22 protein-coding genes are annotated in these 25,606 nt (G+C 36.8%); 21 read left to right on the plus strand and 1 reads right to left on the minus strand.

The window, feature by feature from the left end:
* Nucleotides 1-98: 98 nt before the first annotated feature.
* The 21 genes from ACRD64_RS22805 to ACRD64_RS22905 all read left to right on the plus strand — a co-directional run bounded on the left by ACRD64_RS22805 (nt 99) and on the right by ACRD64_RS22905 (nt 24,750).
* Nucleotides 99-1,457, plus strand: coding sequence for a 3-keto-disaccharide hydrolase (locus ACRD64_RS22805; RefSeq protein WP_430936466.1), 1,359 nt, complete (start codon nt 99-101; stop codon nt 1,455-1,457).
* Between the two features lie 103 nt (nt 1,458-1,560).
* On the plus strand, nt 1,561-3,015 hold the full coding sequence (locus ACRD64_RS22810) for a Gfo/Idh/MocA family protein (RefSeq protein WP_430936468.1): 1,455 nt from the start codon (nt 1,561-1,563) through the stop codon (nt 3,013-3,015).
* 121 nt (nt 3,016-3,136) lie between these two features.
* Complete coding sequence (locus tag ACRD64_RS22815; protein ID WP_430936470.1) at nt 3,137-3,409, plus strand: hypothetical protein; 273 nt, start codon at nt 3,137-3,139, stop codon at nt 3,407-3,409.
* A 173-nt stretch (nt 3,410-3,582) separates the two neighbouring features.
* Nucleotides 3,583-4,347, plus strand: coding sequence for an FAD:protein FMN transferase (locus tag ACRD64_RS22820; RefSeq protein WP_430936472.1), 765 nt, complete (start codon nt 3,583-3,585; stop codon nt 4,345-4,347).
* Nucleotides 4,348-4,386: 39 nt separating this feature from the next.
* On the plus strand, nt 4,387-5,664 hold the full coding sequence (locus ACRD64_RS22825) for a Gfo/Idh/MocA family protein (RefSeq protein WP_430936474.1): 1,278 nt from the start codon (nt 4,387-4,389) through the stop codon (nt 5,662-5,664).
* Nucleotides 5,665-5,690: 26 nt separating this feature from the next.
* Nucleotides 5,691-5,918 carry a hypothetical protein gene (locus tag ACRD64_RS22830; RefSeq protein ID WP_430936476.1) on the plus strand — a complete coding sequence of 76 codons (228 nt, stop codon included), beginning with the start codon at nt 5,691-5,693 and terminating at the stop codon, nt 5,916-5,918.
* 212 nt (nt 5,919-6,130) lie between these two features.
* Nucleotides 6,131-7,231, plus strand: coding sequence for a glycoside hydrolase family 88/105 protein (locus ACRD64_RS22835; protein ID WP_430936478.1), 1,101 nt, complete (start codon nt 6,131-6,133; stop codon nt 7,229-7,231).
* 297 nt (nt 7,232-7,528) lie between these two features.
* Nucleotides 7,529-8,935, plus strand: a complete 1,407-nt coding sequence (locus ACRD64_RS22840) for a sulfatase family protein (protein WP_430936480.1) — start codon at nt 7,529-7,531, stop codon at nt 8,933-8,935.
* A gap of 84 nt (nt 8,936-9,019) precedes the next feature.
* Nucleotides 9,020-10,684: a sulfatase-like hydrolase/transferase gene (locus ACRD64_RS22845; protein WP_430936482.1), complete on the plus strand. Its 1,665-nt coding sequence runs from the start codon at nt 9,020-9,022 to the stop codon at nt 10,682-10,684.
* Nucleotides 10,685-11,175: 491 nt separating this feature from the next.
* Nucleotides 11,176-11,844 (plus strand): hypothetical protein, encoded by a 669-nt coding sequence (locus tag ACRD64_RS22850; protein ID WP_430936484.1) that lies wholly within the window; start codon nt 11,176-11,178, stop codon nt 11,842-11,844.
* A gap of 799 nt (nt 11,845-12,643) precedes the next feature.
* Nucleotides 12,644-13,816 carry an ATP-binding protein gene (locus ACRD64_RS22855; RefSeq protein WP_430936486.1) on the plus strand — a complete coding sequence of 391 codons (1,173 nt, stop codon included), beginning with the start codon at nt 12,644-12,646 and terminating at the stop codon, nt 13,814-13,816.
* Between the two features lie 178 nt (nt 13,817-13,994).
* Complete coding sequence (locus ACRD64_RS22860; RefSeq protein WP_430936488.1) at nt 13,995-14,249, plus strand: hypothetical protein; 255 nt, start codon at nt 13,995-13,997, stop codon at nt 14,247-14,249.
* Between the two features lie 736 nt (nt 14,250-14,985).
* Nucleotides 14,986-15,942 carry a Fic family protein gene (locus tag ACRD64_RS22865; RefSeq protein WP_430936490.1) on the plus strand — a complete coding sequence of 319 codons (957 nt, stop codon included), beginning with the start codon at nt 14,986-14,988 and terminating at the stop codon, nt 15,940-15,942.
* Between the two features lie 665 nt (nt 15,943-16,607).
* The gene (locus ACRD64_RS22870) at nt 16,608-16,979 is read left to right on the plus strand and encodes a VOC family protein (RefSeq protein WP_430936492.1); all 372 of its coding nucleotides are present in this window, start codon (nt 16,608-16,610) and stop codon (nt 16,977-16,979) included.
* A gap of 720 nt (nt 16,980-17,699) precedes the next feature.
* Nucleotides 17,700-17,984, plus strand: a complete 285-nt coding sequence (locus tag ACRD64_RS22875) for a hypothetical protein (RefSeq protein ID WP_430936494.1) — start codon at nt 17,700-17,702, stop codon at nt 17,982-17,984.
* A gap of 174 nt (nt 17,985-18,158) precedes the next feature.
* Nucleotides 18,159-18,485, plus strand: a complete 327-nt coding sequence (locus ACRD64_RS22880) for a Crp/Fnr family transcriptional regulator (protein ID WP_430936496.1) — start codon at nt 18,159-18,161, stop codon at nt 18,483-18,485.
* Nucleotides 18,486-18,570: 85 nt separating this feature from the next.
* Entirely contained in the window at nt 18,571-19,758 is a 1,188-nt protein-coding gene (locus ACRD64_RS22885) for a winged helix-turn-helix domain-containing protein (RefSeq protein ID WP_430936498.1), read from the plus strand.
* A gap of 309 nt (nt 19,759-20,067) precedes the next feature.
* Complete coding sequence (locus tag ACRD64_RS22890) at nt 20,068-20,403, plus strand: TfoX/Sxy family protein (protein WP_430936500.1); 336 nt, start codon at nt 20,068-20,070, stop codon at nt 20,401-20,403.
* A 210-nt stretch (nt 20,404-20,613) separates the two neighbouring features.
* Nucleotides 20,614-21,729, plus strand: a complete 1,116-nt coding sequence (locus ACRD64_RS22895; RefSeq protein ID WP_430936502.1) for a DNA alkylation repair protein — start codon at nt 20,614-20,616, stop codon at nt 21,727-21,729.
* A 277-nt stretch (nt 21,730-22,006) separates the two neighbouring features.
* Nucleotides 22,007-23,569 carry a TolB family protein gene (locus ACRD64_RS22900; protein ID WP_430936508.1) on the plus strand — a complete coding sequence of 521 codons (1,563 nt, stop codon included), beginning with the start codon at nt 22,007-22,009 and terminating at the stop codon, nt 23,567-23,569.
* A 182-nt stretch (nt 23,570-23,751) separates the two neighbouring features.
* Nucleotides 23,752-24,750, plus strand: coding sequence for a Gfo/Idh/MocA family protein (locus tag ACRD64_RS22905; RefSeq protein WP_430936504.1), 999 nt, complete (start codon nt 23,752-23,754; stop codon nt 24,748-24,750).
* A gap of 365 nt (nt 24,751-25,115) precedes the next feature.
* Here the strand turns inward: ACRD64_RS22905 and tnpA are convergent, their stop codons facing one another.
* Nucleotides 25,116-25,562 (minus strand): IS200/IS605 family transposase, encoded by a 447-nt coding sequence (gene tnpA, locus ACRD64_RS22910; protein WP_430936506.1) that lies wholly within the window; start codon nt 25,560-25,562, stop codon nt 25,116-25,118.
* Nucleotides 25,563-25,606 lie beyond the last annotated feature (44 nt).

Consider the following 25,606-nt stretch of genomic DNA (forward strand, 5'->3'; position numbering starts at 1 on the left):
CTTTTTTTGACACAAATATTATGCTTGACCAACAGGGTTGAATAATAGATTTGTAATAATGTTAGAAAGTGAATTAATCAATGTTTAAATTATAAAAAATGAAAACTACGTTTTTATTGTCGCTATGCTTCGTACTGGTTTTAGGAGTGAATGCACAAAAATCAAAGGACCTGTTTAATGGAAAAAACCTTAAAGGCTGGAAAGTATTAAATGGCGAGGCCGAATTTAAAGTAGAAGATGGTGTTATTGTGGGTGTTTCAAAAACTGGTACCCCAAGTACATGGCTAGCAACTAAAAAAGAGTATACCAATTTTATACTCGAATATGAAATGGTTATTGGTAAAAACCTTAACTCCGGGGTTCAGTTCCGTTCTCATTTTGATGAGGAAAAAAAACATTTTTATGGTCTGCAAGTAGAAGCTGACGATTCGGAGAGGGCGTGGACTTGTGGGATATATGATCAAGGTCGTCAGGGATGGCGCTATCCGTTAGAGTATAACCCTGCTGCCAAAAAGGCTTTAAAAAGAGGGCAGTGGAACAAAGTAAAAGTGATTGCTTACGAGAACCATATTGCTACCTGGTTAAACGGCATTAATGTAGCCAATTTAATGGAGGAAGAAGTAGAGACCGGTTTTATTGCCTTGCAGATTCATAGTGCAGGCAAGGATAAAGAAGGAGTTGAAAATAAATGGAGAAATATTACCATTACAGAACTGGACGAAGAACCAAGTTTTGCGGGAGCTACTGCTCCGGTCGTAAGTTATCTGAAAAATCAGTTGACGGATGCGGAAGTGAAAGATGGCTGGAAACTGCTTTGGGATGGCAAAACAACCAAAGGATGGAGAGGTGCCAAAAGAGATGATTTCCCTGAAAAAGGCTGGAGTATTAAAGACGGAATCCTACAGGTGCATGCTTCAGGCGGCGGAGAATCGGAACACGGTGGAGATATTGTGACAACCAGACCATATAAAAACTTTATTCTTGAAGTTGATTTTAATTTCACCAAAGGTGCCAATAGTGGTATCAAATATTTTGTGGATACCGATTTAAACAAAGGAAAAGGTTCGGCCATTGGTTGCGAATTCCAGATTTTAGATGACAAAAACCATCCGGATGCCAAAAAAGGTGTTGGAGGCAAAAGAACCATTGGTTCATTATATGACTTAATTCAGGCAGACTCCCGACTTTTTGTACATGGCTTAAGTCCTCAGAAATACGTAAATACCGGTAAATGGAACAGAGCCAGAATCGAAGTGCGAGGGTCTAAAGTAAAACATGTGTTGAACGGATGTACCGTTGTTGAGTACGAAAGAGGAACCCAACAGTGGAAAGCCTTGGTGGCGTACAGTAAATACGCCCAATGGCCAAATTTTGGGGAAGCGGAAGAAGGATTGATCTTACTGCAGGATCATGGAGATGACGTACTATTTAAAAATATCAAAATAAAAGAATTGTAGCAGATTAGCAGCTGATTTAAAATCAAATGACGGAAAGGGGTTTAACAAACAGTAAGTTCCTTTCCTCTATGTGCTTTTTGCTAAATGTTTAAAATCGTGAAAAATGGAAACAATAAATAAAAGAAGAGAATTCCTTAAGAAAAGTCTTGTAGCAGCAGGTGGAATAACCATTCTTCCCAGTAGTACCATCTTCGCCGGGAAAAAGACATGGGATAAAGAATCACAATCACTTAAAAATTCATCCTATGTACCAAGCGAGAAAGTAAACCTGGCTTGTATCGGTATTGGGCACCGTGGTGGAGGCATTGTAAAAGAATTGCATAGTACCGGGTTGGCTAATGTTGTTGCTTTATGCGATGTTGATTTGGCAGGAGATCATACACAAGAAGTTCAGAATATGTTCCCTGATGTACCTCGTTTTACGGATTTTCGGAAGATGTTCGACAAGATGGGGGATAAGATTGATGCTGTTAGCGTTGGAACACCGGACTTTTCACACTTTCCGATCACGATGTTGGCCATGTCCATGGGAATTCATGTTTATGTAGAAAAGCCTATGGCAAGGACCTTTAACGAGGTTGAATTGATGATGGCGGCCGCTAAAAAATACAAAGTTCATACCCAAATGGGTAATCAAGGGCATTCAGGGGCTAACTATTTCCAGTTTAAAGCCTGGAAGGAAGCAGGTATTATTAAAGATGTAACTGCCATTACCGCACATATGAATAAGTCGAGACGTTGGCATAAGTTCGATCCGCGAATTACCAGTTTCCCGGCAAAGGAGATAAAGCCCAGAAGAATGGATTGGGATAGCTGGCTAACTACCGCTCAATATCACGATTATAATAAAGATTACCATCACGGTCAATGGCGTTGCTGGTACGATTTTGGAATGGGTGCATTGGGAGATTGGGGAGCCCATATTTTGGATACGGCGCATGAATTTTTGGATTTAGGTCTGCCATCGGAAGTGAACCCAACGTTATTAGAAGGGCATAATTCATTCTTTTTCCCCTTCTCATCTACTATTGAATTTAAATTTCCTGAAAGAGGGGATATGCCTGCCTGTGATATTACCTGGTATGATGGATTAGATAATATTCCTCCCGTACCTGCCGGTTATGGTGTTTCAGAGGTGGATCCAAATATTCCTCCAGCAAGTAACGGAGATGTGCAGCCAGCTAAATTGAATCCGGGGAAGATTATTTACAGTAAAGACCTAACTTTTAAAGGTGGTACACATAGTGGTACCTTGTCCATCATCCCCAAAGATAAAGCGGAGGAGATGAAATCGAAATTGCCTGAAGTTCCCCAAAGCCCATCAAACCACTTTGAGAACTTCCTTTTGGCATGTAAAGGGCAGGAAAAATGTCGTTCTTCTTTCGACATTGCCGGACCGTTAAGCCAGGTTTTCACTTTAGGTGTGTTAGCGCAGCAGCTTAGTACTAAACTGAAGTTTGATAGAAAAACTAAACAAATCACAAATAATTCCATCGCTAACGAAATGTTAGTTGGTACACCTCCACGAAAAGGTTGGGAGGAGTATTATAAATTGTAATAAACACTAGTAGATGAGAGGTAGTTGATTAGTGGTTAGCAATAACAGCAATCTTCGATCTCTTATCTAATAGCATAAGGCTGGTGGAGGCAGAGGGAGTGTAATTTATAGTTCGGAAGTTGTGATCTATCTCGACAGGGGTAGGTATGTATTAATGGACCTTAATGGTAAGGCTATAAAAACCGAAAAGGAAGGATCTTTTAAAGCTGCAAACGATACGAACGATTCCATTGGTTTTGACATGTTAACGGTTAACCATATGCGTAATTTGGTTGACGCAATAGTTAAAGGGGATAAATTAAATTCTCCGATCTACGATGTTGGTATTTCTGCGCAGCTATGCCATTTGGGTAATATTGCCCAGGATGTTAAGGAGAGTATCAAGATTATTTAACCAATAAAGTCTTGTACTTGAGACTAAAATTTTGTCTATAAAGACTGTTTCAGAATGCCTATTAATATTTCATGCATCTTTTGTTCATTTATTAAAATGTCGTTCGTCTAATAAATGCCGTTCGTAAAATAAAAATGTCCGGGGTAAATCTCTACAACAATACCATTGCAGCCATGAATTCTAGGTTAGATGTGGTACTTTGGAGCAAAGACCAAAGTATAACATTTGAACGCGTGTTTTCTGAAATGAAGAAAATAGTATATGATGTTGAATGTATGTTGAGCATGTATCATCCTGAAGCGAAAGTGTATCAGCTTAATAATGATTCATTTAAAACTCCTGTTAAGGTTAGCGGTACACTTTTTACCTTAATTGAACAATGTATTGAATTCTACCATAAAACTAATGGCTATTTCAATATCGGATATAAAGCTTCTGGAAGTATCGGTGATAGTCTTGTTGATCAATTGATATTGGATAAAGAACAGCAGACCGTTGGGTATGGCTCAGGAGAAGTTCAGCTTGATTTTGGAGGAATTGGAAAAGGCATAGCCATAGATCGAGTAGCAGCCTTATTAAAGCATGAAGAAATTGAAAACGCCTTTGTCAGTTTTGGAGGTAGTTCTATCCTTACCCGTGGTCGTCATCCTTACGGTGAATATTGGCCGTTAGCTTTAGAGGATGGAAGAAATACAAATTTAAAGTTAAATGATGCTGCAGTATCTATCAGCGGTTTCCATGAAAAAGAAAATAAAGAGCATGTTACTGATCCTAAATCAGGAGAATTAAATCATAAGTTAAAACTGGTAGAAGTACAAATGAGTTGCCCTGTAAAGGCAGAAGTGCTTTCTACGGCTTTATTGGTAGCTCCGGAAAGGGAGCATCAACAAATCATTAATAATTTTAATCCGGAATTATGTATCAGGATACCACTGTAACCATCCTGATATTAAAATCTTGATATTATAATAATTGTTATGGGAGATAATAGGAGGGAGTTTTTAAGGAAGATTGGCATGGCAGGGGCCGGAATGGCCTTCATGGCAAATCCGCTGGTTCATTCTTTAACCGCACAGGAAAATAAGAAAAATGTGCGCATTGGAATAATTGGTACGGGGAGCAGAGGTAGGTACTTACAGGAACATTTGCACAGAATTCTTGAAGAAGGACATGGAGGGTTCGAAATAGTAGCCTTATGCGATAATTATGAACCTAGCTTGGAAAAATCCAAAGAGTTAGCACGTAAGTATAAGAATACAGCCAAAACTTACGATAAATACACAAAACTGATTAAAGATAGTGGTGTTGATGGAGTTGTCATTGCCACTCCATTGTTTCAGCATGCGCATATTGCCATTGACTGCATGAAAGCAGGAATCCATGTGCTTTGCGAAAAAGCGATGGCTCGTACGCTGGATGATACCAAAGCTATGTACGACGCACATATCAGCACGGGAAGTATACTTTTAATTGGCCATCAACGGTTGTTCAGCAATAAATACAGCCATGCCATGCAACGTATCCATAATGGAGAATTGGGTATTATTGGACAGATGCATGCCCATTGGCACCGAGGTAACGATTGGCGCCGGCCTGTGCCCAAAGGAAAACCGGAATTGGAAAGGCAAATTAATTGGCGTTTATATAAGGAATATTCGGCAGGATTATTAACAGAACTTATGTCGCACCAGATTCAAGTGGCAAACTGGGCCTTACAAGAGAATCCTGTTTCGGTTATGGGAACGGGTAGTATACGATATTGGCATGATGGGCGTGAGGTGTATGATAATCTGGCCGTTATATTTTCGTATAAGGATGGAACCAAATTTACATACGATTCCCAAACCATTAACAAAAGGTATGGTTGCGAAGAAGAAATAATAGGTGACAAGGGAACTTTTGAATTAGAAACCAATAAATTTTATTCCTCTAAACCCGTTAAGCCAAAACCTGCGCCGGGAATAGCCCAAATGATAGGTGACATTCAAAAGGGATTATTTGAGGAGGTTCCGATTGGAGGACCCAGCTGGGCTCCGGAGACTAAAAAGAAGCAAATTGCTGAACCTATATATGCCGGGCAAAAAGGAGATGGAACAAAAGAAGAATTAATTGGCTTTGTTAATTTTATAAAGCAAGGGAAATGTCCTGAATGGATCACCAAGGAAGGATATAATGCCAGTATCTGGACTATGCTTACGGAACAAGCTATTGATAGTGGCAAGATATTAACTATGCCCGAAAAATATAATATTTAGTATTTAAATCAAATAAGCTGAATAGAATGAAAGATATCGTATTAAAAGGAACTTCGGTAAGGAAAGAATTAAGGATATTGTTGATCGTATTTTTAATTGCATTTGGATTAAATATCTACTCAATAATAACCTATAAAACACTTTGGGGCGAATTACTTACCTCGCTGGGTTTTGTTGCTATATTAGCTATCATATTTTATTTGATAGTGGGCGTTATCAGGTTATTGGTATTGGGGGTAAGGAAGTTAATTTAGCTATTTTAATAAAATAGGTAATTCATATCAGATGATCAAAGTTATCTTTTAAAGTTTCGCTATATCGATGTCTTCTATGGTTTTAGAAAGGAGATATAATGGGTTGGAACGGTTACAAGTACCGTTAAGATCCCCAATTTGGGCTTTGTAAAGGGAAAAATAATTTAATTTGTGATACTAAGTTTTTAAAATTTATAATAAATCTATACATCATGAAAAAACTATTCATCGCATTACTTATAGTCTGTAGTGTAAACTTAACTGCCCAAGAAATTAAACCTTCTGAAGTCAAAAAGAACATGAAACGGGTAGCGGATTGGCAGATAGAGCACTTTCGAGATCATTTCAGCGGAAAGAAACCACACCATATTGCCGATTGGACAAACGGAGCACTGTATATAGGTATGGTAAAATGGGCAGCAATGGCTGGTGACGATACTTATTACGATTGGTTAAAGAAAATAAGTGAGGATCAGGAATGGAAACTTCATCGTCGCCAGTACCATGCTGATGACCATACGGTAGGTCAATTATATTGCGAACTGTACAGGAAGTATGGTGACAAAAAAATGATTGAACCTACCATTAAACAATTCAATTACATTATGTATCATCCTTCGCAAAGCATATTGGATTGGAAAACACCATACCACCAAGACCGCTGGAACTGGTGTGATGCCTTGTTTATGTCGCCTCCGGTTTGGGCCAAGCTATATCGGATAACAGGAGAAAAAAAATATCTGGACTTTATGGTAACAGAATTTAAAGCAACCACTGATTTCTTATTCGATAAAAAAGAGAACTTGTATTATCGTGACCAAAATTATATTGGTAAGTTAGATAATGGTACTAAAATATTCTGGTCGAGGGGGAATGGATGGGTATTTGCCGGATTGGTGAATATTTTAGTTGAACTGGAACCCCAAAGTAAGCAGTACAAATATTTCTTGGGCATCTATAAGAAGATGGCCAAAAAGCTTTTGGAAATTCAAACAGCGGAAGGACATTGGGCCATGAGTTTGTTGGGTCAGAAGTTTTATCCAACACCAGAAACTAGTGGTTCGTCGTTTTTTACCTTTGGTTTGGCATGGGGTATCAATCAAGGCATATTGGATAAAGGAACTTACGGACCCGCAGTTAAAAAAGGATGGAACGCCATGGTAGGCCATATCACAAAAGATGGAATGTTAGGATATGTTCAACCCATTGGCGCCGCTCCGGGTAAAGCCTGGCCAGATAAAACAGAGGTTTATGGAACGGGCGCGTTTTTAAGTGCGGGTAGCGAGGTGTATAAATTATTTGGTGGAAAATAGGAATATATCATATGAAGAGAATGAGGGAGTACGGATATAGGAATGTATATGCTGGCTCCTTTTTTTGTACGTATAATTTGGTTGTATTCCTATTAAAGGATGCAGACTAAAAAGATACTTGGGCTGTTGGCTTATCTCATTTAAAGCGTATGTGTAAGTCTATTATTAACCGCTAATTTTACCCGTTAAAACATAAACCACCCCCTTTTTTCTGTTTAAAATTCATGCATAACAGATACGCTTATTGTTAATTTTGGATATCGATAATAAACAATCAGATATTTAAAATATAATACAATGCAACGTTTACTTTTTATACTGCTTATTGCAGTATCGTTTTTAACAATTAATGGCCAAAAAAAGAAATCGCCCAATGTCCTAATTATTTTATCCGACGATCAGGGGTGGGGAGATGTTGGATTTAATGGATGTACCGATATTCCAACACCAAACCTGGATGCTTTGGCAAAAGACGGGGTTATTTGTTCGCAAGGTTATGCCTCGCACCCCTATTGCAGCCCGAGTAGAGCTGGTTTACTCTCAGGTAGATATCAGCATCGTTTTGGTCATGAGTGTAACTTGCCTTACGAAGATGCAAAAGCGGATGATGGATTACCACTAGATGAGTTGATGATGTCGGAAGTGCTGAAAAAACACGATTTTCAGACTTGTGCAATCGGGAAATGGCATTTAGGAGATTCCATTAATTATTGGCCTAATAAAAGAGGGTTCGATGACTGGTTCGGATTCTGGGGCGGTGGACTAAGCTACTGGGGAGAACCTAAAAAAGGGCGGGGACCAATGGGAGGCGTGTTAAGGGACGGGAAACCAGTTCCTATGTCTGAAATAACCTATTTGACAGACGACTTTTCTGATGCAGCAGTTGAATATATCGACGAATATTCTAAAAATGACAAGCCCTTCTTTATGTATTTGGCTTATAATGCACCACATTCACCTATTCACGCAACAAAGCAGTATACCGATATGGTGAGTCATATTGAAGACGGTTACCGTGCTGCTTATGCAGCTATGGTGGTTGGTATGGATGTTGGTGTTGGTAAGGTAATTCAGAAGTTGAAGGAAGAAGGGGAGTATGAAAATACAATCATTTTTTATTACAGTGACAATGGTGCAGCAACCAATGGGGCGCGTAGCGAACCTTATCGGGGACATAAAGGAATGCTATTTGAAGGCGGTATCCGTGTTCCATTTTCAGTAACCTGGAAAGGCAATATTAAAGGGGGACAGGTATACGACAAGGCCGTTTCAGCTTTAGATATTTTTCCAACTGTTTTGGCCGCAACAGATGTAAAGTGTCCTAAAAACAAAGAGTTAGATGGGGTTAACTTACTCCCATATTTTAACGGCGAGGTTAACAAGGCTCCACATAACACACTGTTCTGGAGATATTCTGATGGGGCTGGTTACGCTGTTCTTAAAGGAAAATATAAAATGGTAATGTCAGGTTTTAAAAACAATGAATTTTTCTTGTTCGACATAGAAAAAGATCCATATGAACATACCAATTTAGCCAGTGCTAAACCAGAAATACTGAAAGAATTGGAGAAGGAGTATAAAGACTGGAATAGAGGAACTGTCCCTGGCCTTTGGACAGATCCACATGCTGCAAATATTTCGAAAGAGGTAGAAAAACGTGAATCGTTTATAAGAAAAGCAACGGCTGGAGAAAGAAAAAAGTAGGCAGCTTACAGTCATCCGTGGGCAGAAATTTAAACGCTTAATAACACAAGTCTAATTTTCATAGATTATAATTTAAAAGAATTGATGAAACTGAAATTAATAATTCCAGCGTTCCTAATCTTGCTTGGATGGGTAGCTAAAGCCCAGGAGAAACCCAATATCATTTTTATATTAACCGACGACCAACAATATGGTTTGTTGGGATGTGAAGGAAACTCTATCGTAAAAACACCCAACATCGATAAATTAGCAGATGATGGCGTTCGATTTTCAAATGCGCATATAACCAGTGCTATCTGCACTCCCAGCCGGATTTCTATTTTGCTGGGGCAGTTTGAACGTAAGCATGGTGTAAACTTTAACTCGGGAACCAGTGTTGCACCCGAGGCCTGGGAGAAATCGTATCCCGTGGTGATGAGAGAGAATGGCTACTACACAGGTTATATAGGCAAAAACCATTCGCCTATTGGAGAAGGTGGGTACCAAAGCGGTTTAATGGAAAAGTCGTTCGATTATTGGTATGCAGGTCATGGACACCTATCATTCTATCCTAAAAAGCGACATAAAATATTTACAGGTGCCAGGAATGATACGCAGGTTGAGGTAATCAATGAGGGTGTTAATGATTTTTTCAGCAACGAACACCGTATGGAGGGAGCGCTTCACTTTATAGACAAGCGCCCTAAAGATAAACCTTTCTGTTTAAGTATTTGCTTTAACCTTCCACATGGCGCAAGTACGGGAACCATGAAACAATTGCCTTCGGATTCGATAATTTACCGTGATTTATACCGCGATTTGGATATTGCAATGCCAGAGAATTATGTGGCAAAAGCAGATATAAAAACTCCTAAGCTTCCGCTTGATATTCATAGGGCATACGACCGTCAAACGGGTTATAACTACGTGGATAATCCTAAAGACAATAAGGAACGTATTATCCGTCAGATGCAGGCCATGACTGGTATCGATGGTTTATTCGGGAACCTTAGGAAAACTTTGAAAGAAAAAGGTCTGGATAAAAATACCATCATTTTTTATACTTCCGATCATGGTTTATTTATGGGGCAACAGGGGCTGGGAGGTAAAGCACTTTGTTATGAGGAAACAACGCACGTACCTATGATTGTTTATAACCCCATGGATAAAAAGAAGGTCAGAGGTAAAGTGAACGACGCGTTGGTTCAATCCATTGATATTGCCTCAACTATGGTAAGCTATGGAGGTATCGACCAACCAAAGGAATTTCAAGGTAAAGATTTATCGGCCTTGTTGAGCGGAAAGCAGGAAAAAGTAAGGGATTATTTGTTTACCGAAAACCTCTGGTCCACACAGTTTGGTAATCCGCGTTGCGAATCCATCCAAAACATGGAATGGAAATATATACGTTATTATAAAAATGAAAATGTATCGGCTACAGCTAAAATAGCCATTGCCAAAGATCTTGGTTTAAATGTCAATCAAATGTTGTACTCGGTACACGATCCTGATATCGCATTATACCGAACGTTTGTGGAAGGGCCGCTAAACGGGGAGGAACCCGTGTACGAGGAACTGTATAACCTGAAAAATGATCCTCAGGAGGTAAAGAATCTGGTGAATAAAGAACAATATATCGATATTTTGAATGAACTTAAAGAGGCTTGGAAAGTGGCTATTAAAGAGGCTCGTGGATCGGGAAAACCAAAAGTGTTGCGATATACGGCCGATTCTATGATGGAGAAATACGGTTATGTCAAAAACGAATAAAATGCTTATCACCTTTTCTAAAGACTTTACTTAGGGTAAGGGATAGGATTGAAATCTCCCTTAAATAGCTCCCTTTTGTCCTTAGTATATTGTAGGGTTTTTGGTAATATCGTAAAAGTAATTTAGCGTTAAGCAAAATATTATCACTTAAACCCGCAATATGCATTGGAAATTCTATTACACATTGAAATTGTTTCAAAACAAGACACTCCGCTGCTTCACTTCAACTCACCAGAACGATGAAAACCTAGTAAGATTGCACTTTCAATGTTCACGACGAAGTTCTAATGCATAATCCGGGTTAAAACTTTATACTTACTTTTTTATGGGTCAGTATTGGACTATCGATAACTTCTCAAACCAAACACGTAACGGGAGTTGTTACCTCGTTTAATCATTTTTCGACATGCAGATCGTGTTTATCGATAAAAGTGTGTTTGGGTATTGAATTTATTGAGATATTGTAGAATAAATTTTTAAATTCAATCCCTATGAAAACAAACAAATTATTGCCACACAGAAGTTTACTAAACGTGCTCACCCTAGGCTTTATCATAGTGGTTTTAAGTCAATGTACCGTTATGTCGTTTTACCCGCTTTACACAAAAAATGAACTGGTAAAAGACGACAGGATAATGGGTACCTGGATGTCGAGGCTGATTACAGAGGAAGTTTCGAAAGATTCACTGGTATGGGAAATTAGTTTATTTGGTAAAAATGTAAAAACTGAGAATCAGAAAAGTCCGCAAAACAAAACTTACTGGTTAAAGTTATACCCCAGCGAAAACCCCAAGGACGTTGTTGAGTTCAAAATTCATATCGTTCATTTAAAAAACGAATATTACCTCGACTTTTTATTGGAGGAAATGCCTTACGAAAATATTTTTGCCATTATTCATTTGATGCCCGTTCACACCTTTGCCAAACTCGAATTCAACGAAAATGAGCTAACGGTAAAATGGTTTAATAGTGAGTTGTTGGAAGACTTGCTTAAAACCCAAAAAATCAGGATAAAGCACGAAAAACGAATGGACGGGGCTCAATTGTTGACGGCCAAACCCAAAGAGCTACAGGAGTTTATTATTAATTATTCCAATCATGCAGATGCTTACCTGAAGGAGCTTAGTTTTAACTTGACGCCATATGCAAAGAATAGTTGAAAATGTGTCCCCAAATCCTTAATAAATTTTACCTGAGCAGGATGTTAGCACATATCCTATTTTAGTCGATACCTGCAGCGAAGCTGTGGTAATCCAGTAGGTGTAAATCCTACCTAAATAATTTTCTTAAAGATCATTGCTCCGTTCGGCATAATTCAAGCAAGCTTGATTCTGCTCTCTCTTATCGCAATAATGTACTGTTCATTTAGAAGAGCTGCCGACAGTTATGTCCGTGAGGATTGTCGCTTAAACTGGCTGATATAAGCATAGCGAAGTTCGGCAGGGGAACAAGAGAAGTCGGAGGAGCCCATTGTACCATTGACTGTAGCGACAACAAAACGCTACATAGGGAAGGGGCTCTGCTTAGAGATGTGAATATAGAATTGATACTATCCTTACTGGCTTTGTCCTATTTGGCTGAAATAATTATAGTTGATTCTAAACGTCGTTATATGTTTGTTCAAATATGAAGATAAGTCACAAGTAGTTCATATAGCTAATGAACTATACATGTACCGGGTAGGTTCATATGAAAAGCAAATGAAGAACTTTATCGGTAAGCCATATGAGGGAAAACTTCACAGCCTGTCCACGAACATCGGGATACGGTTTGATGCAGGGGCGCTGATAGTTTATTTATAATTATTACTTGTAGTGGTATTAATTGGAGTAAGCTATCAGGCTCTACTCTACCCGCCAAGTACAAAAAATGACATTGCACTATTAATAATACAATATATTCAAATATTGCACATTCTACTGTGCATTTTAATGTATTTGTATAAACAAATAGTTTAAAATGATGAGAACTCTATATCAGAAATTTCAGATTTTATTACAAAATACGAATACAGATTTTAAGCGGTATCTGTATCAAGAAATTTCTTGGAATAGCCGAATGGTCGGGATTATTGGTCCTAGAGGTGTTGGAAAAACAACAATGATTCTGCAATATATAAAAGAAAACTTAGGTAGTAAACGAGCTTTGTACGTATCAGCTGACGATATGTACTTTAGCGAAAACAGGTTAGTAGACTTAGCTGATATTTTTTATAAGAATGCTGGGAAATACTTATTTATTGATGAGATTCATAAATACGAAGAATGGTCTCGAGAATTAAAAAATATTTATGACTCATATCCAGACTTAAAGGTTGTATTTACGGGGTCTTCTGTACTTGACATACTTAAAGGTTCTGCTGATCTAAGTAGACGTGCATTAATATATAGATTACATGGACTTTCTTTTAGAGAATACCTTAATTTCTTCCATAATAAAAAAGTTGAAACTTTCACCTTAGAACATATTGTTAATGGGAAGATTCAGCTTCCGGATATAAAACACCCACTACCATTATTCAATGACTATCTGCAGCGAGGTTATTATCCATTTGGAATTGAAAATGAGCTTAATCTTCGGTTAGGACAAATTGTAGTTCAAACCTTAGAAACCGACATTCCTCAATATGCAAATATGAATGTTGCAACTAGTCGTAAATTGAAGCGTTTACTATCAATAATCTCTGAAAGTGTTCCATTCAAACCCAATTTATCAAAGATTGCCGAAATGATTAATGTTAGTAGAAACTCTTTAGATGACTACTTTACGTATATGGAAAAGGCAGGCCTTATCGGTCAACTACGAAATGAGACTAGTGGAATTCGAGGTTTAGGTAAAGTTGATAAAGTCTATCGTGACAACACCAATTTAATTTATAGTTTAGCTGGCGAAAAATCTAATATAGGTAATATTAGAGAAACCTTTTTTCTGAATCAAATGAGAGTAAGAAATGAAGTTATATCATCAAAGAATGCTGATTTTGTTATCAAAGACTTTACATTCGAAGTTGGAGGGAAGAATAAACAGCAAAAACAGATAGAAAAAGATGGAAAATCATATATCGTGAAAGATGACATTGAATTTGGGTATATGAATATATTACCTTTATGGGCTTTTGGCTTAAATTATTAGGGAAATGCCAGGCGGTAATAAAGGGCAAAATGCATAGGCTAAATTCAAATTAAAAAAATCATAGCTTCGGGCTGCGGTCATACCGGCTGGACAACCCTTACTTCGCGAATTACTGCAAACCTTACGGATTGTTCCTGTATTACCAATAAAAAGACATAAAAAAGTTGGTGAATTACTGGTGGAAAATAACATTCTTCAAATTGAACACAACCAAAGAAAGAACTCTTATGATATTTCTCAAATCAATAATCTTAAAATAAAGCTCAGAGGTTTTGATGGGCAACCATTCCATAAAAGTATGGAATACCTTCGACCTCAAGCTATGAGAGACAAGAAACTTGTGACCGGATTGGATAATTATGTTAAATTCAACTACGAGAAGAATAATTATAAGTTTGAATTATATTTTGACAACGAAAAAGATTATGAATAATTTAAAGAATTAGCATCAGCTTGGAAAGACAAATTTCCCAGTATCAAATTGAAGGTGCTCAGATAAAAAACAACTAATTACAACACTTAGCCTCCAAAAAAGCGTTGCTTGCATACGGTTTAGATTGGAGGGTTTGTTGAACTAAACAATCTCTCGTAAACAGATGATAAAATTATTAATTTTTATATAGTGGTTTCAATCGCTTTTTTTGAACGAAAATAGCTGTAAGGTGTTGTTCCGCATTTTTTTATATGGTGCAAATAAATCGTGCTTTTTTTTAAGTCAAAGAAAATGAATCAGTTGCAAGTTACGAAGAAATATCTGTCAACTAAGTTTAATTTAATTGTGAAATTGAAACCCTTTCTATATAAAAAGGAATATAAAGTAAGGTCATTTTGTAGTGATGTACTATTTTTACCCTAAGCTCCCGCAATGCGGGTTTAGCACACACAATCTGGAATAAAGCATGCGGATACAGTAGTGTTTTGGAAGTTTAGCAAGGAGTTTGAACACCGCCAAACCTTTGATTTGGTGAGGGAAATTAAAAGATAAGAACAAATAAAAGCTTTGGCTCTGATGCGGTTTGGGAGGTCTGGTTCATCAAATTTCCGCACGCTTCATCCAGTGAACGTGAGGCTTTATTTAAAGCGAGACTACTAATCAATGAATATCTTGTAAAATGACTTTCAATGACTATCTTTGATACTATCAAATGATACTATCAATATTGTGATTTATGAAACCACCATATAGTGTAACAGGAAAAATATTAAAACTAGTTGCTTCGATTTCAGAAAAGATTGGAGAGCTTAATTCTGCTCATTTGAGCAAGCCTCCAACTGAATTAAGAAAAAAGAACCGGATTAAAACAATTCATTCATCGCTTGAAATTGAAGGTAATACACTGACAATAGAGCAAATAACTGCAATTGTTGAAAATAAACGAGTGATTGGTTCTAAAAAGGATATTTTAGAGGTGAAAAATGCAATTGCTGTTTACGACTATCTTGATAAATTAAACCCATATAGTTTTGACTCATTCTGTGAAGCTCATGGAATTCTTATGAATGGGCTTATTGATTCAGCAGGAAGGTTAAGAAGCAAATCGGTTGGAATAGTAAAAGGTTCCGAGGTAACTCATATTGCTCCATCTAGTGACATGCTTAAACCTCTAATGAATGATTTATTTGCTTATATAAAAAATGATGATGATTTGGTTTTAATTAAAAGTTGTGTTTTCCATTATGAAATGGAGTTTATACATCCATTCATTGATGGAAATGGAAGAATGGGACGATTGTGGCAGACATTGATTTTAAAAGATGCTTATCCTGTATTTGAATTTCTGCCTATAGAGACTTTGATAAAACAACGACAAGAACAATATTTTGAATCGTTAGGAAAGTCCGATAATACAGGAGAATCAACCGTATTTATCGAATTTATGCTGGAGATTGTGCTAGAATCATTAGAGGAGTTATTAAATATTCAGAATGTAAGTTTAACAAACATAGACCGATTAAATCTGTTTAAATCCATCGTAAAGGAAGACTTTTTTGAACGCAAAGAATATTTGAAAAATTTTAGAGAAATATCTTCAGCAACAGCGAGTCGCGATTTGAAATATGCAGTAGAGAACGAATGGATTGAGAAATTCGGAGATAAAAATACAACAAAGTATAGATTTAAATGAAAAACGTAAGCCCAACAAAAAATAAAGGGCATAGGCTTTCAGTGAAAATTAGGGAGTTTAGCGCATTAAATAAGTTCACCGAAGCTAAGGCTTCGGCTAGTGAAAAGAATAAATGTATAACCAAAACCTTAGCCTCGTCTTGCTGGGATTTCTGAGGTTCAATTTTCAAATCAGCCTACGACCCCTTCTATGTTGTAATCCAAATTTCTCCATATTTTTTTATTAAAACTCAATACTATCCGTACTGGCTTTGTCCTATTTGGTCGAAATAATTAAGTAGTTGATTCTAAATATTGGTATATGTTTGTTCAAATATGAAGGGAAGTCACAAGTGGTTCATTCAGCTAATAAGCTTTACGTGTGCTGGTTAGGTTCATATGAAAAGCAAATAGAGAACACTATCGGTAAGCCGTAGCGCCTATGCTGAAGCTTCAGCGTAAGCATATGAGGGAAAACTTCACAGCCTGTCCACGAACATCGGGATACGGTTTGATGCAGGGGGCGCTGATAGTTTATTAATAATTATTACTTGTAGTGGTATTAATTGGAGTAAGCTATCAGGCTCTACTCTACGCGGTCATTGTAAAAAGACAGGGGCTCTTTTAAAGACTTTGCCGGTAATAGGTGGTCAGTTGGAACTGAGACGAACAAAATCATAAATAGGTATGACAAGATTAGAAACCATAATTGCCGTAAATGACGTTGCTAAAACTTCAAAATTTTATCAAGACTTGCTGAAATTAAAGAGTAATCACGGTGGCGACAATTTTGAAATGTTAGCAAACCAAAAAGGAGAAGTTATCCTTTGTCTTCATCGTTGGGGTGAACACGACCACCCGACAATGAAAGACCTAAACATTGGAGTTGGTAACGGACTTATTTTGTATTTCAGAGTTTCGGAACTAAAAGAAGTGTGGGAAAGGGCAGCTAAACTAAATCTTGATATTGAAATGGATCTTCATTTGAATGAAAATTCGGGACAACAGCAGTTTGCATTTAGAGACTTGAATAATTATTACATCATTATTTCAGAATAGAGAAGAATGAATGAAAAAGAACAACGACCCGCTAATATCACCTTTACGCAAGCAGGAGTTTAGTGCTTCGTAGGACAGGAAAGTGCTAATTTTAATTTCAGTTCTTCGCAGAAAGTTAAGTGATTAAAATTCCTGCCTGCGTATAGCTGAGAACCGTTATCGGTAAGAAGGTACGTTAAACCAGCAACATGCATTAGAAAATCTATTACACATTGAAATTGTTTCAAAACAAGACACTCCGCTGCTTCACTTCAACTCACCATAACGATGCTCCTGAAAGTAATCGGGACAAGTTATGCCTCGTTTCAAGTAATGCCTTGTTTTATTGCACTTTCAATGTTCACGATGAAGTTCTAATGCATAATCCGGGTTAAAGGCGCATATTTCACAAATGAAAGGACTGACAATCTCAATATTATTTTTTATCAGCTTTCTTGTTAATGGACAAGTGAAAAAGTTGTCTGGTGATAGTGACATATTATTTTGGTATAAACAGCATGTTGATTTTATAAAAGAACTTGGAATAAAAGAAATTACCTCATTCCAAGAAGATTCGGTGTTCAGATTTTGGGATGGTAATAAAGTCGTTCAAATAAGTAATAATGGGAAATATTATCAGGGGTGCAGGGGGCACTGATAGTTTACTTATTATTGTTACTTTTAGTCACAGTAATTCGAGTAGACTTTCAGGCTCTACTCTACCCCAAAATTTAAAAAAAAATGAAAGAAGCCAGATTATATGTAGACTTTAATGAAATGATAGAAGAAGATTTAGTACTACTTTCGCAAACTGACATTAAAACGGATTCTGAAGGAAAAACTATCAAATTAAAGGAAGGGCTACATATAAAAATATACTCAGACGACTTGAACAGTTGCAATGAAGTTGACAATCTTATTGCCAATGGAATTGTAGAATTGAATACCCATGGCGGTTGGACAAGCGAGGTGAAATGGTGTTGTCGAATTGACAGCAAAGGTATTTATAATGAATCACAAGAATAAATGAAAAAATAAACGAGTGATTGGTTCTAAAAAGGATATTTTAGAGGTGAAAAATGCAATGTTGTTCGAATTCTTCTGCAAGGGTGTGCTCGTGGTTTTGTAGTTGCAGATGGTAAAGAAGTAACTACTAATTTTTATTTTGAGCATGACCATACTTACGATTATATCAATTACTTGAAACAACATAAAGGAGATATAACCATCCAGGCTTTAGATGATATAGAGGCAATAGAACTATCAATGGAAGCACTCGACTTTTTACAATCGGAGGTAATTGGTTTTCACAGAATGAGTCATCAAATGTTTAAAATGAATATTATAAAATCCGAATCTCAGCGAATGGATTTTATAATTAAAACCCCTAAAGAAAGATACCTTGCTCTACTCAAAAATAATAAACAAGTAATTTCAAGAGTTCCCCAACATCAAATAGCATCATTTATCGGTATTTCGGCCGAGCACCTAAGCCGAATGCGCAAAGAAATACGTGATACAGAATGAAACGAGTATGTTCCTGTTTAATCCCAACTATAAATGACTCTTGTGAGTTTCATGAGTCACCTTTGAGAATTTTTAATTTAGACGAATGAATGAAAAACTTTCCATAACTGAAGCTCAGAAACTTGTGTTATTATCACAAAGCGTATTTCCTGCAAAAACAAAAGGAACATCTTTAGATAAGACATTAGAGAGTATAGAACACCTTGGTTACGTTCAAATAGATACCATTTCAGCTGTTCAACGTGCCCATCATCATACATTATGGAACAGAAATCCACACTATAAACTTTCCCATATTGATGAATTGGCGGAAAAGAAAAAGATATTTGAGTATTGGGCACATGCAGCAGCTTATTTGCCAATAAAAGATTATCGGTTTTCACTTCTTCGCAAACAAGCCATATACAAAGGCGATGAAAAACATTGGTACGAAAAGGACAAAAAACTAATGAATGTCGTTTTGAAACGCATTGAAAATGAGGGTGCATTGATGGCTAAAGATTTTGTCCACGACGGGAAAGTTGCTGAATGGGGTAGCAAACCTGCAAAACGTTCGTTGGAAAATCTGTTTATGCAAGGTGAACTCATGATTTCATCTCGTAAGAATTTCCATAAAGTTTATGACCTTACAGAAAGGGTTTTGCCCAAATCCATTGATACAAGTATACCAACACAAAAAGAATACATACGTTTTCTGATAACCAATTACCTAAAAGCTAACGGTATTGGGCAAGATAGCGAAATCGCTTATTTATTAAAGAATACGAAAAAGCTCGTTACTGCGGAACTGAAAGAAATGCAGTCAAATAAAGAGTTGATTCAAGTTAGTGTTAACGGGCAATTTTATTACGCGCTACCCGAAGCTATACCATTGTTAGACAAACGACTTAGCCGAACCCAGTTAAAAATATTTTCACCTTTTGATAACCTGCTAATACAAAGGAAACGGATACAAAGCCTGTTCAATTTTGATTATCAAATTGAATGCTATGTTCCTGAAGCCAAACGTAAATACGGCTATTTTGCGTTACCTGTACTCTGGAATGGCAAGTTTGTTGCCCGAATGGATTGTAAAGCTGATAGAAAAACAGCTACCCTCCATATTTTACATTTAGCACTAGAAGATGGATTTAAAATTAACGATGCTTTCAATAAGGCATTAGTGAAGGAATTAATGTCGTTTATGGCCTTTAATAACTGTACTACAATTCAACTACATAAAACAACTCCTTCTCGATTCAAAGAGGTATTTCCAAAGACTTTTCTCGAATAAAAAATACTATTTCGCTCTGGTCAAACCAGTTTTTTAGCAAATATCAACGTCATAATTTTTCGCGGTCTGTAATTTTGCGTTTAGTATTTATTCTTTGGCTTTGTTCGGTAGTTTTTGGAAGCAACGGAAAATCGGTTCTTATATCAGGAACTGTAACGGCCTTTGCAACTATCGGTATATTTTGGATTGCCAATGTAAACTCAGGGCTTGGAGAATGGAGTGCTGCATTTAAAATCTTTCCGTTGGCTTGGCTTGAACTCTTAATTGTAGCATGGATAGCTTTAAAACTTTATTCAAGAAATAAGTAAGATGGCTGTTTCAAATGTTTTTCTGCAATACGTACTCGACCAGTTATCAAGTTGGGGAAATGTACACGTAAACAGGATGTTTGGCGGTGCTGCACTCTATCAGGAGGATTTGGCTTTTGCTTTGATTGCCAATGATATTTTTTACCTAAAAGTGGACAATACAAACAAAGAGAAATATATTGTAGCCGGTTCAACTCAACTGAAACCTTTTAAAAACAATGCTACCGTACTTTCTTTTTACAACATACCGGGCGATGTGCTGGAAAATTCCGACAAATTTGTGGAGTGGGCAAAAGAATCCTTAGATATTCAGAAGAAAAGAAACAGACAGTATTAATTTATGAAAATCAGAAATCATGAAAAAACATATGTGTGACCAATGTAAACTAAGAGCAAAATACGATAAGTCTCCTAAATCTGTGAGTGGTAGATTTTGGCGATGGCATATTAACTTTTGCCCAGGATGGAAAGCCTATTTAAAATCATTGGATGACGAAAAAAAGACAGAAACTAAAAAGCATTATAAGCTGAATATATAGTAGAACAAATGGCTGAATTATTTAAAAACCTCTTCTCAAAAGAATTGATGTGTAATGTATCGGAATCCATTGCACACGTAAATTGCGATTTTAATAAACAAGACTTTCTTTCCAAAATATTTATCGAAAGCTGGGAGGAAATGGAATTTAAAGAGCGCATGCATCACATTGCTATGGTTGTGAGAACACAACTTTCAGATGATTTTAATGAATGTGTAAATGAGCTTTACCTAATGATTACTTATTTGAAATCGAGTGGAGCGGATAAATTTAAATTTGCCGAATTAGCCTATATTTTTATTCCTGATATTATTGAGAAATATGGCATGGAACATTTTGATACTTCTGTAGTTGCTTTTGAAGCCATTACACCATTTACTTCATGTGAATTTGCTGTTCGCCCTTTCATTATCCAATATCAGGATGAAATGTTAGACAAGGTTATGGAATGGACAAAGCATGAAAATGAACATGTAAGGCGATTGGCTTCGGAAGGTAGTCGTTCTCGCTTACCGTGGGGAATGGCAATTCAGTCATTAAAAAGTAATCCTGAACCTGTTCTTCCAATTTTGGAAGCTTTAAAAAATGATTCTTCTGAGTACGTTCGAAAAAGTGTAGCCAATAACCTCAATGATATTTCGAAGGATAATCCTGAAACGGTTATTGAGGTAGCAAAACGATGGAAAGGCAACACAAAAGAAACCGACTGGATTGTCAAACACGCTTGCCGTACCTTATTAAAGGCAGGTAATAGCGAAGTATTGCAGTTGTTTGGTTTTGCTCCGCCTGATAAAATTGAGCTTAATGAGTTGACATTGAAAAACGAAAACTTAAAAATGGGAGATGAACTTGAGTTTTCTTTTTCACTGAACAATCTGTCTTCAAAATCAGAAAAGGTAAGATTGGAATATGCTATTTACTATATGAAGAAGAATGGCAGTCTATCAAAGAAAGTGTATAAAATCAGCGAGAAGGAATATGCAGCCAACTCAGTTACAAAAGTTGTACGTAAACAGTCTTTTAAGATTGTAACCACCCGAAAGTTTTATGTGGGAGAGCATATCCTGAGTGTGATTATTAATGGGCAGGAAATAGAGGAACGAACATTTGAATTGAATGTATAAAAGCCATAATGACTTTATTAGATGTGGATTATAGGATTAATATCGACAATATGTTTGGCTCTAATTGCCTGGATGTCAATTAAGTTAAATCAGGCAATAAAAAAGGGAAGCTTACATCGGCGGGGTTAAGTTCAGCAGTAAATATACGTAATGCGGGACAATTTAGTATATTTAAACAGTAAAGCTTTGAATAAACAATGTTTCGGTTTGATGATGAAGTGCCTTGAAATACGGGACTACGCATATTGGAGCTAATTTTAAAAAATCAGACAAGGTGATGATTTTATCACTTAAATATTTTTTCATTCTTAAACTTTCTCGTATGTTTTTTGTAAACTATTTAAAATATACACTTTTAATGTCAATCATTTTTTCGGGATTAGGTGTCGTCAACGCACAGACCAAAATTGGTTTATTTGATAACCATATAGATATTGGAGAGGTAAAAAGTTCTGGATTTGCATCGTATAATGAAAAGAATCAGACTTATACCATTGGAGGAAGCGGAAAAAACATGTGGTTTGACAATGATGATTTCCATTACCTATGGACGACCATGCAAGGTGACTTCATCTTAAGAACAGAGGTTGAGTTTTTGGGCTCTGGTGTCGATCCTCATCGCAAAGCAGGTTGGATCATAAAGAACGATCTGAATAGTGAGACGCCACATGTAAATGCGTGTGTTCATGGTGACGGGCTTACGTCTTTACAATACAGAACCACTATTGGAAGTAACACGGAAGAAGTAGTATCCAAAGATAGTTTACCAAGCGTTATTCAATTAGAAAGAAGAGGGAATGAATTTATCATGTCAACTTCAACTTTCGGAGCCCCTTTCGTTGAAGTCAAAACAATAAATGAAGGCATCAATAAGCAAGTTTATGTTGGTCTATATGTATGCTCACATAATCCTGATATCCTGGAAGTAGCTAAATTTAGAAATGTTAGAATCATTCGTCCTGCGCCATCGGATTTTCAGCCATACAGAGACTATATTGGCAGTCATCTTGAAGTTTTGGAAGTTTCTACCGGTCATAGACAAATATTGCACAGCACTTCAAACTCCATTCAAGCTCCTAACTGGACGCCAGATGGAGAACAATTAATCTATAATTCTGAAGGCCGACTGTATCGATACAATCTCTCAGATGGTAGAATAAGTCCACTTAACACAGGCTTTGCCATTAATAACAATAATGATCATGTTCTTACTTTTGATGGTACCTTAATGGGGATTAGCCACCATAATGCCGAAGATATTAATCAATCAACTTTATATTATTTACCTGTAAAAGGCAACGCTACACCTGTCCAGGTCACACCCCGTGGTGCTGGCAATTCATACCTCCATGGTTGGTCACCTGATAATAAAAAGATGCTTTTCACGGGACATAGAAAAGGACAATTTGACATTTACTCAGTTGATATTTTGACTGGGGAAGAAGTGCAATTAACAAATCAAAAAACCTTAGACGATGGGTCAGAATATAGTCCTGATGGAATCCATATCTTTTTCAATTCTGTCAGGTCTGGTAGAATGCAACTTTGGAGAATGAATGCCGACGGAAGCCATCAAATTCAACTGACGCATGATGAATACAATGATTGGTTTCCACACGTAAGTCCTGATAAAAAATGGATTGCTTTTATTTCTTTTCCAAAAGATATTGATGTTAATGATCATCCATTTTATAAACATTGTCTTTTAAGAATTATGCCCTACAATGGGGGGACTCCCAAAATAATTGGATATATATATGGTGGTCAAGGATCAATAAATGTCCCAAGTTGGTCTCCAGATAGCAAGTTCATTTCATTTGTCTCAAATTCTAAGCTATAACATATTTCCAATACTGAATATTGCAGATTCTGACTTGAATGAAAAATGAATTAAGAAATACAGAACAATCAGTAAGGTTATAAACTTTTTTTAGTGTAAAGTCTAATCTATAACTTTATCAAACTGTGAATCTTAGCGAATATTGTAAACAGAAATAAACTAATGATAAAACCTTTCGGAAAATGGCACAGAAAATTACAGATGAAATTTGTTGGGGAATTATTGGTGCAGGTGATGTTTGTGAAACAAAAAGCGGACGACCACTTATACAAGTACCCAATTCAAGTGTTAAGGCTGTTATGAGAAGAAATTCTGAAAAAGCAAAGGATTTTGCTCAACGACATGGTATTGAAAAGTGGTACGATAATGCCGATGATTTACTGAATGATCCTGAGATAAACGCTATATATATTGCAACACCACCGGAAACTCATGCTGAATATACGTTGAAAGCAGCAGCTCTCGGGAAACCGGTTTATGTGGAAAAACCAATGGCACGCTCACATAAAGAATGCTTATCAATGGTAGAAGCATGTAAAAAAGCAAATGTTCCTTTATATGTGGCTTTTTATCGCAGAACACTACCAAATATTATTAAAGTAAAGGAACTAGTTGATAATGGTTCTATTGGAGACGTTAGAAGTATAGATATAAAGGTACAAATGACAATTGAAAATGAAATTGTAGGAACCCACGACCACTCTAATAATTGGCGAGTTGATCCTGAAGTTGCAGGTGGCGGTTACTTTTACGATTTGGCTTCGCATCAATTAGATGCACTCGATTTCATTTTTGGTCCTATCACTGAGGCAAAGGGGTTTTCTGAAAATCAATCAAAAGCCTATAAAGCTGATGATATCACTGTTGGTGTTTTTAAATTCAAAAATGGAATTTTAGGAAAAGGGTTGTGGGCTTTTAATACCAGTAAGGCGTCGCAATATGAAATGACAACCATAATTGGTAGCAAAGGACAAATATCTTTTCCTTTTTGGGGTGATCATCATGTTACTTTAAAATTAGAGAATGAACCCGTTAAGAAATTTGAATTTGAAGTTCCTGAATACATCCAGGAGATACTTATCCAAACTATTGTAAATGACCTACAAGGTAAAGGGAAATGCCCTAGTACGGGAGTTTCAGGAGCCAGAACAAATTGGGTTTTGGAGCAAATAGCAGAGTAAAATAAAATATAAAGAGATGAATACTACAATTAATTCTATTTATTGTAACAGGTTCTATCTGTTTTCGATTTACAATTAATAAGCTTTTATTAAAACCGGAAACATCATCCGTTATTGCTGCAGGACGTATATCAGAACGCAATGTATGAATATTAATATTTTCAAGATGAAGTCCATCAATATGACGGGCGTCAGGCTAAGGGTAGAATACATGGGTATGTAATTGATTAAAAACACGAGCGCCAACGGCGCGAAGTCTCTAGCCCAGGGTGTAAGCCCCGGGATATTAGACGGGTTATGGTATAGCGCCAACGGCGTGAAGTCTATTCCAAAGCCGGTCGTTCCTCCAGAAAACCCCATACGTCCTAATCCCATACATATCGCGCATCATACGCCACATTATATTTTTTCAGAAAAGCGCTGTATTCGTCCTTAAACGATTTGTTTTTGTGATGTTCATTTTGGTTTATGATATAGTTACGGACAACGTCAATTTGTGTCGGGTTTACAGAAAAAGCACCATAACCTTTTTGCCAATAAAAACTCTTGTATTGGCGCCCTTTTCCTTTTACCCATCCCGAAGAATGGCTTTTGATGGTCTCTATCAATTTCATTAGAGCTATTTTTTGAGAAAGTAGAATGAGTAGGTGAACATGGTCGGTATGCCCTCCGACTATTACAGGATTGCATTCAAGTTCCCTGCAAGTTCCTCCAAGATAATTGAACAGTTCGTTGTTTATTGGTTCGTTGATAAAAGGGTATCGGTCTTTTGTGCTAAATAGTCTCTGCACGTAAACCCGATATGTATTCACGCTCAACTGGTTAGTGTTGAAAACTAGTTAGAATCTTTATGGGT

Source organism: Saccharicrinis sp. 156 (genome assembly GCF_050589685.1).
Lineage (GTDB): Bacteria > Bacteroidota > Bacteroidia > Bacteroidales > Marinilabiliaceae > Saccharicrinis.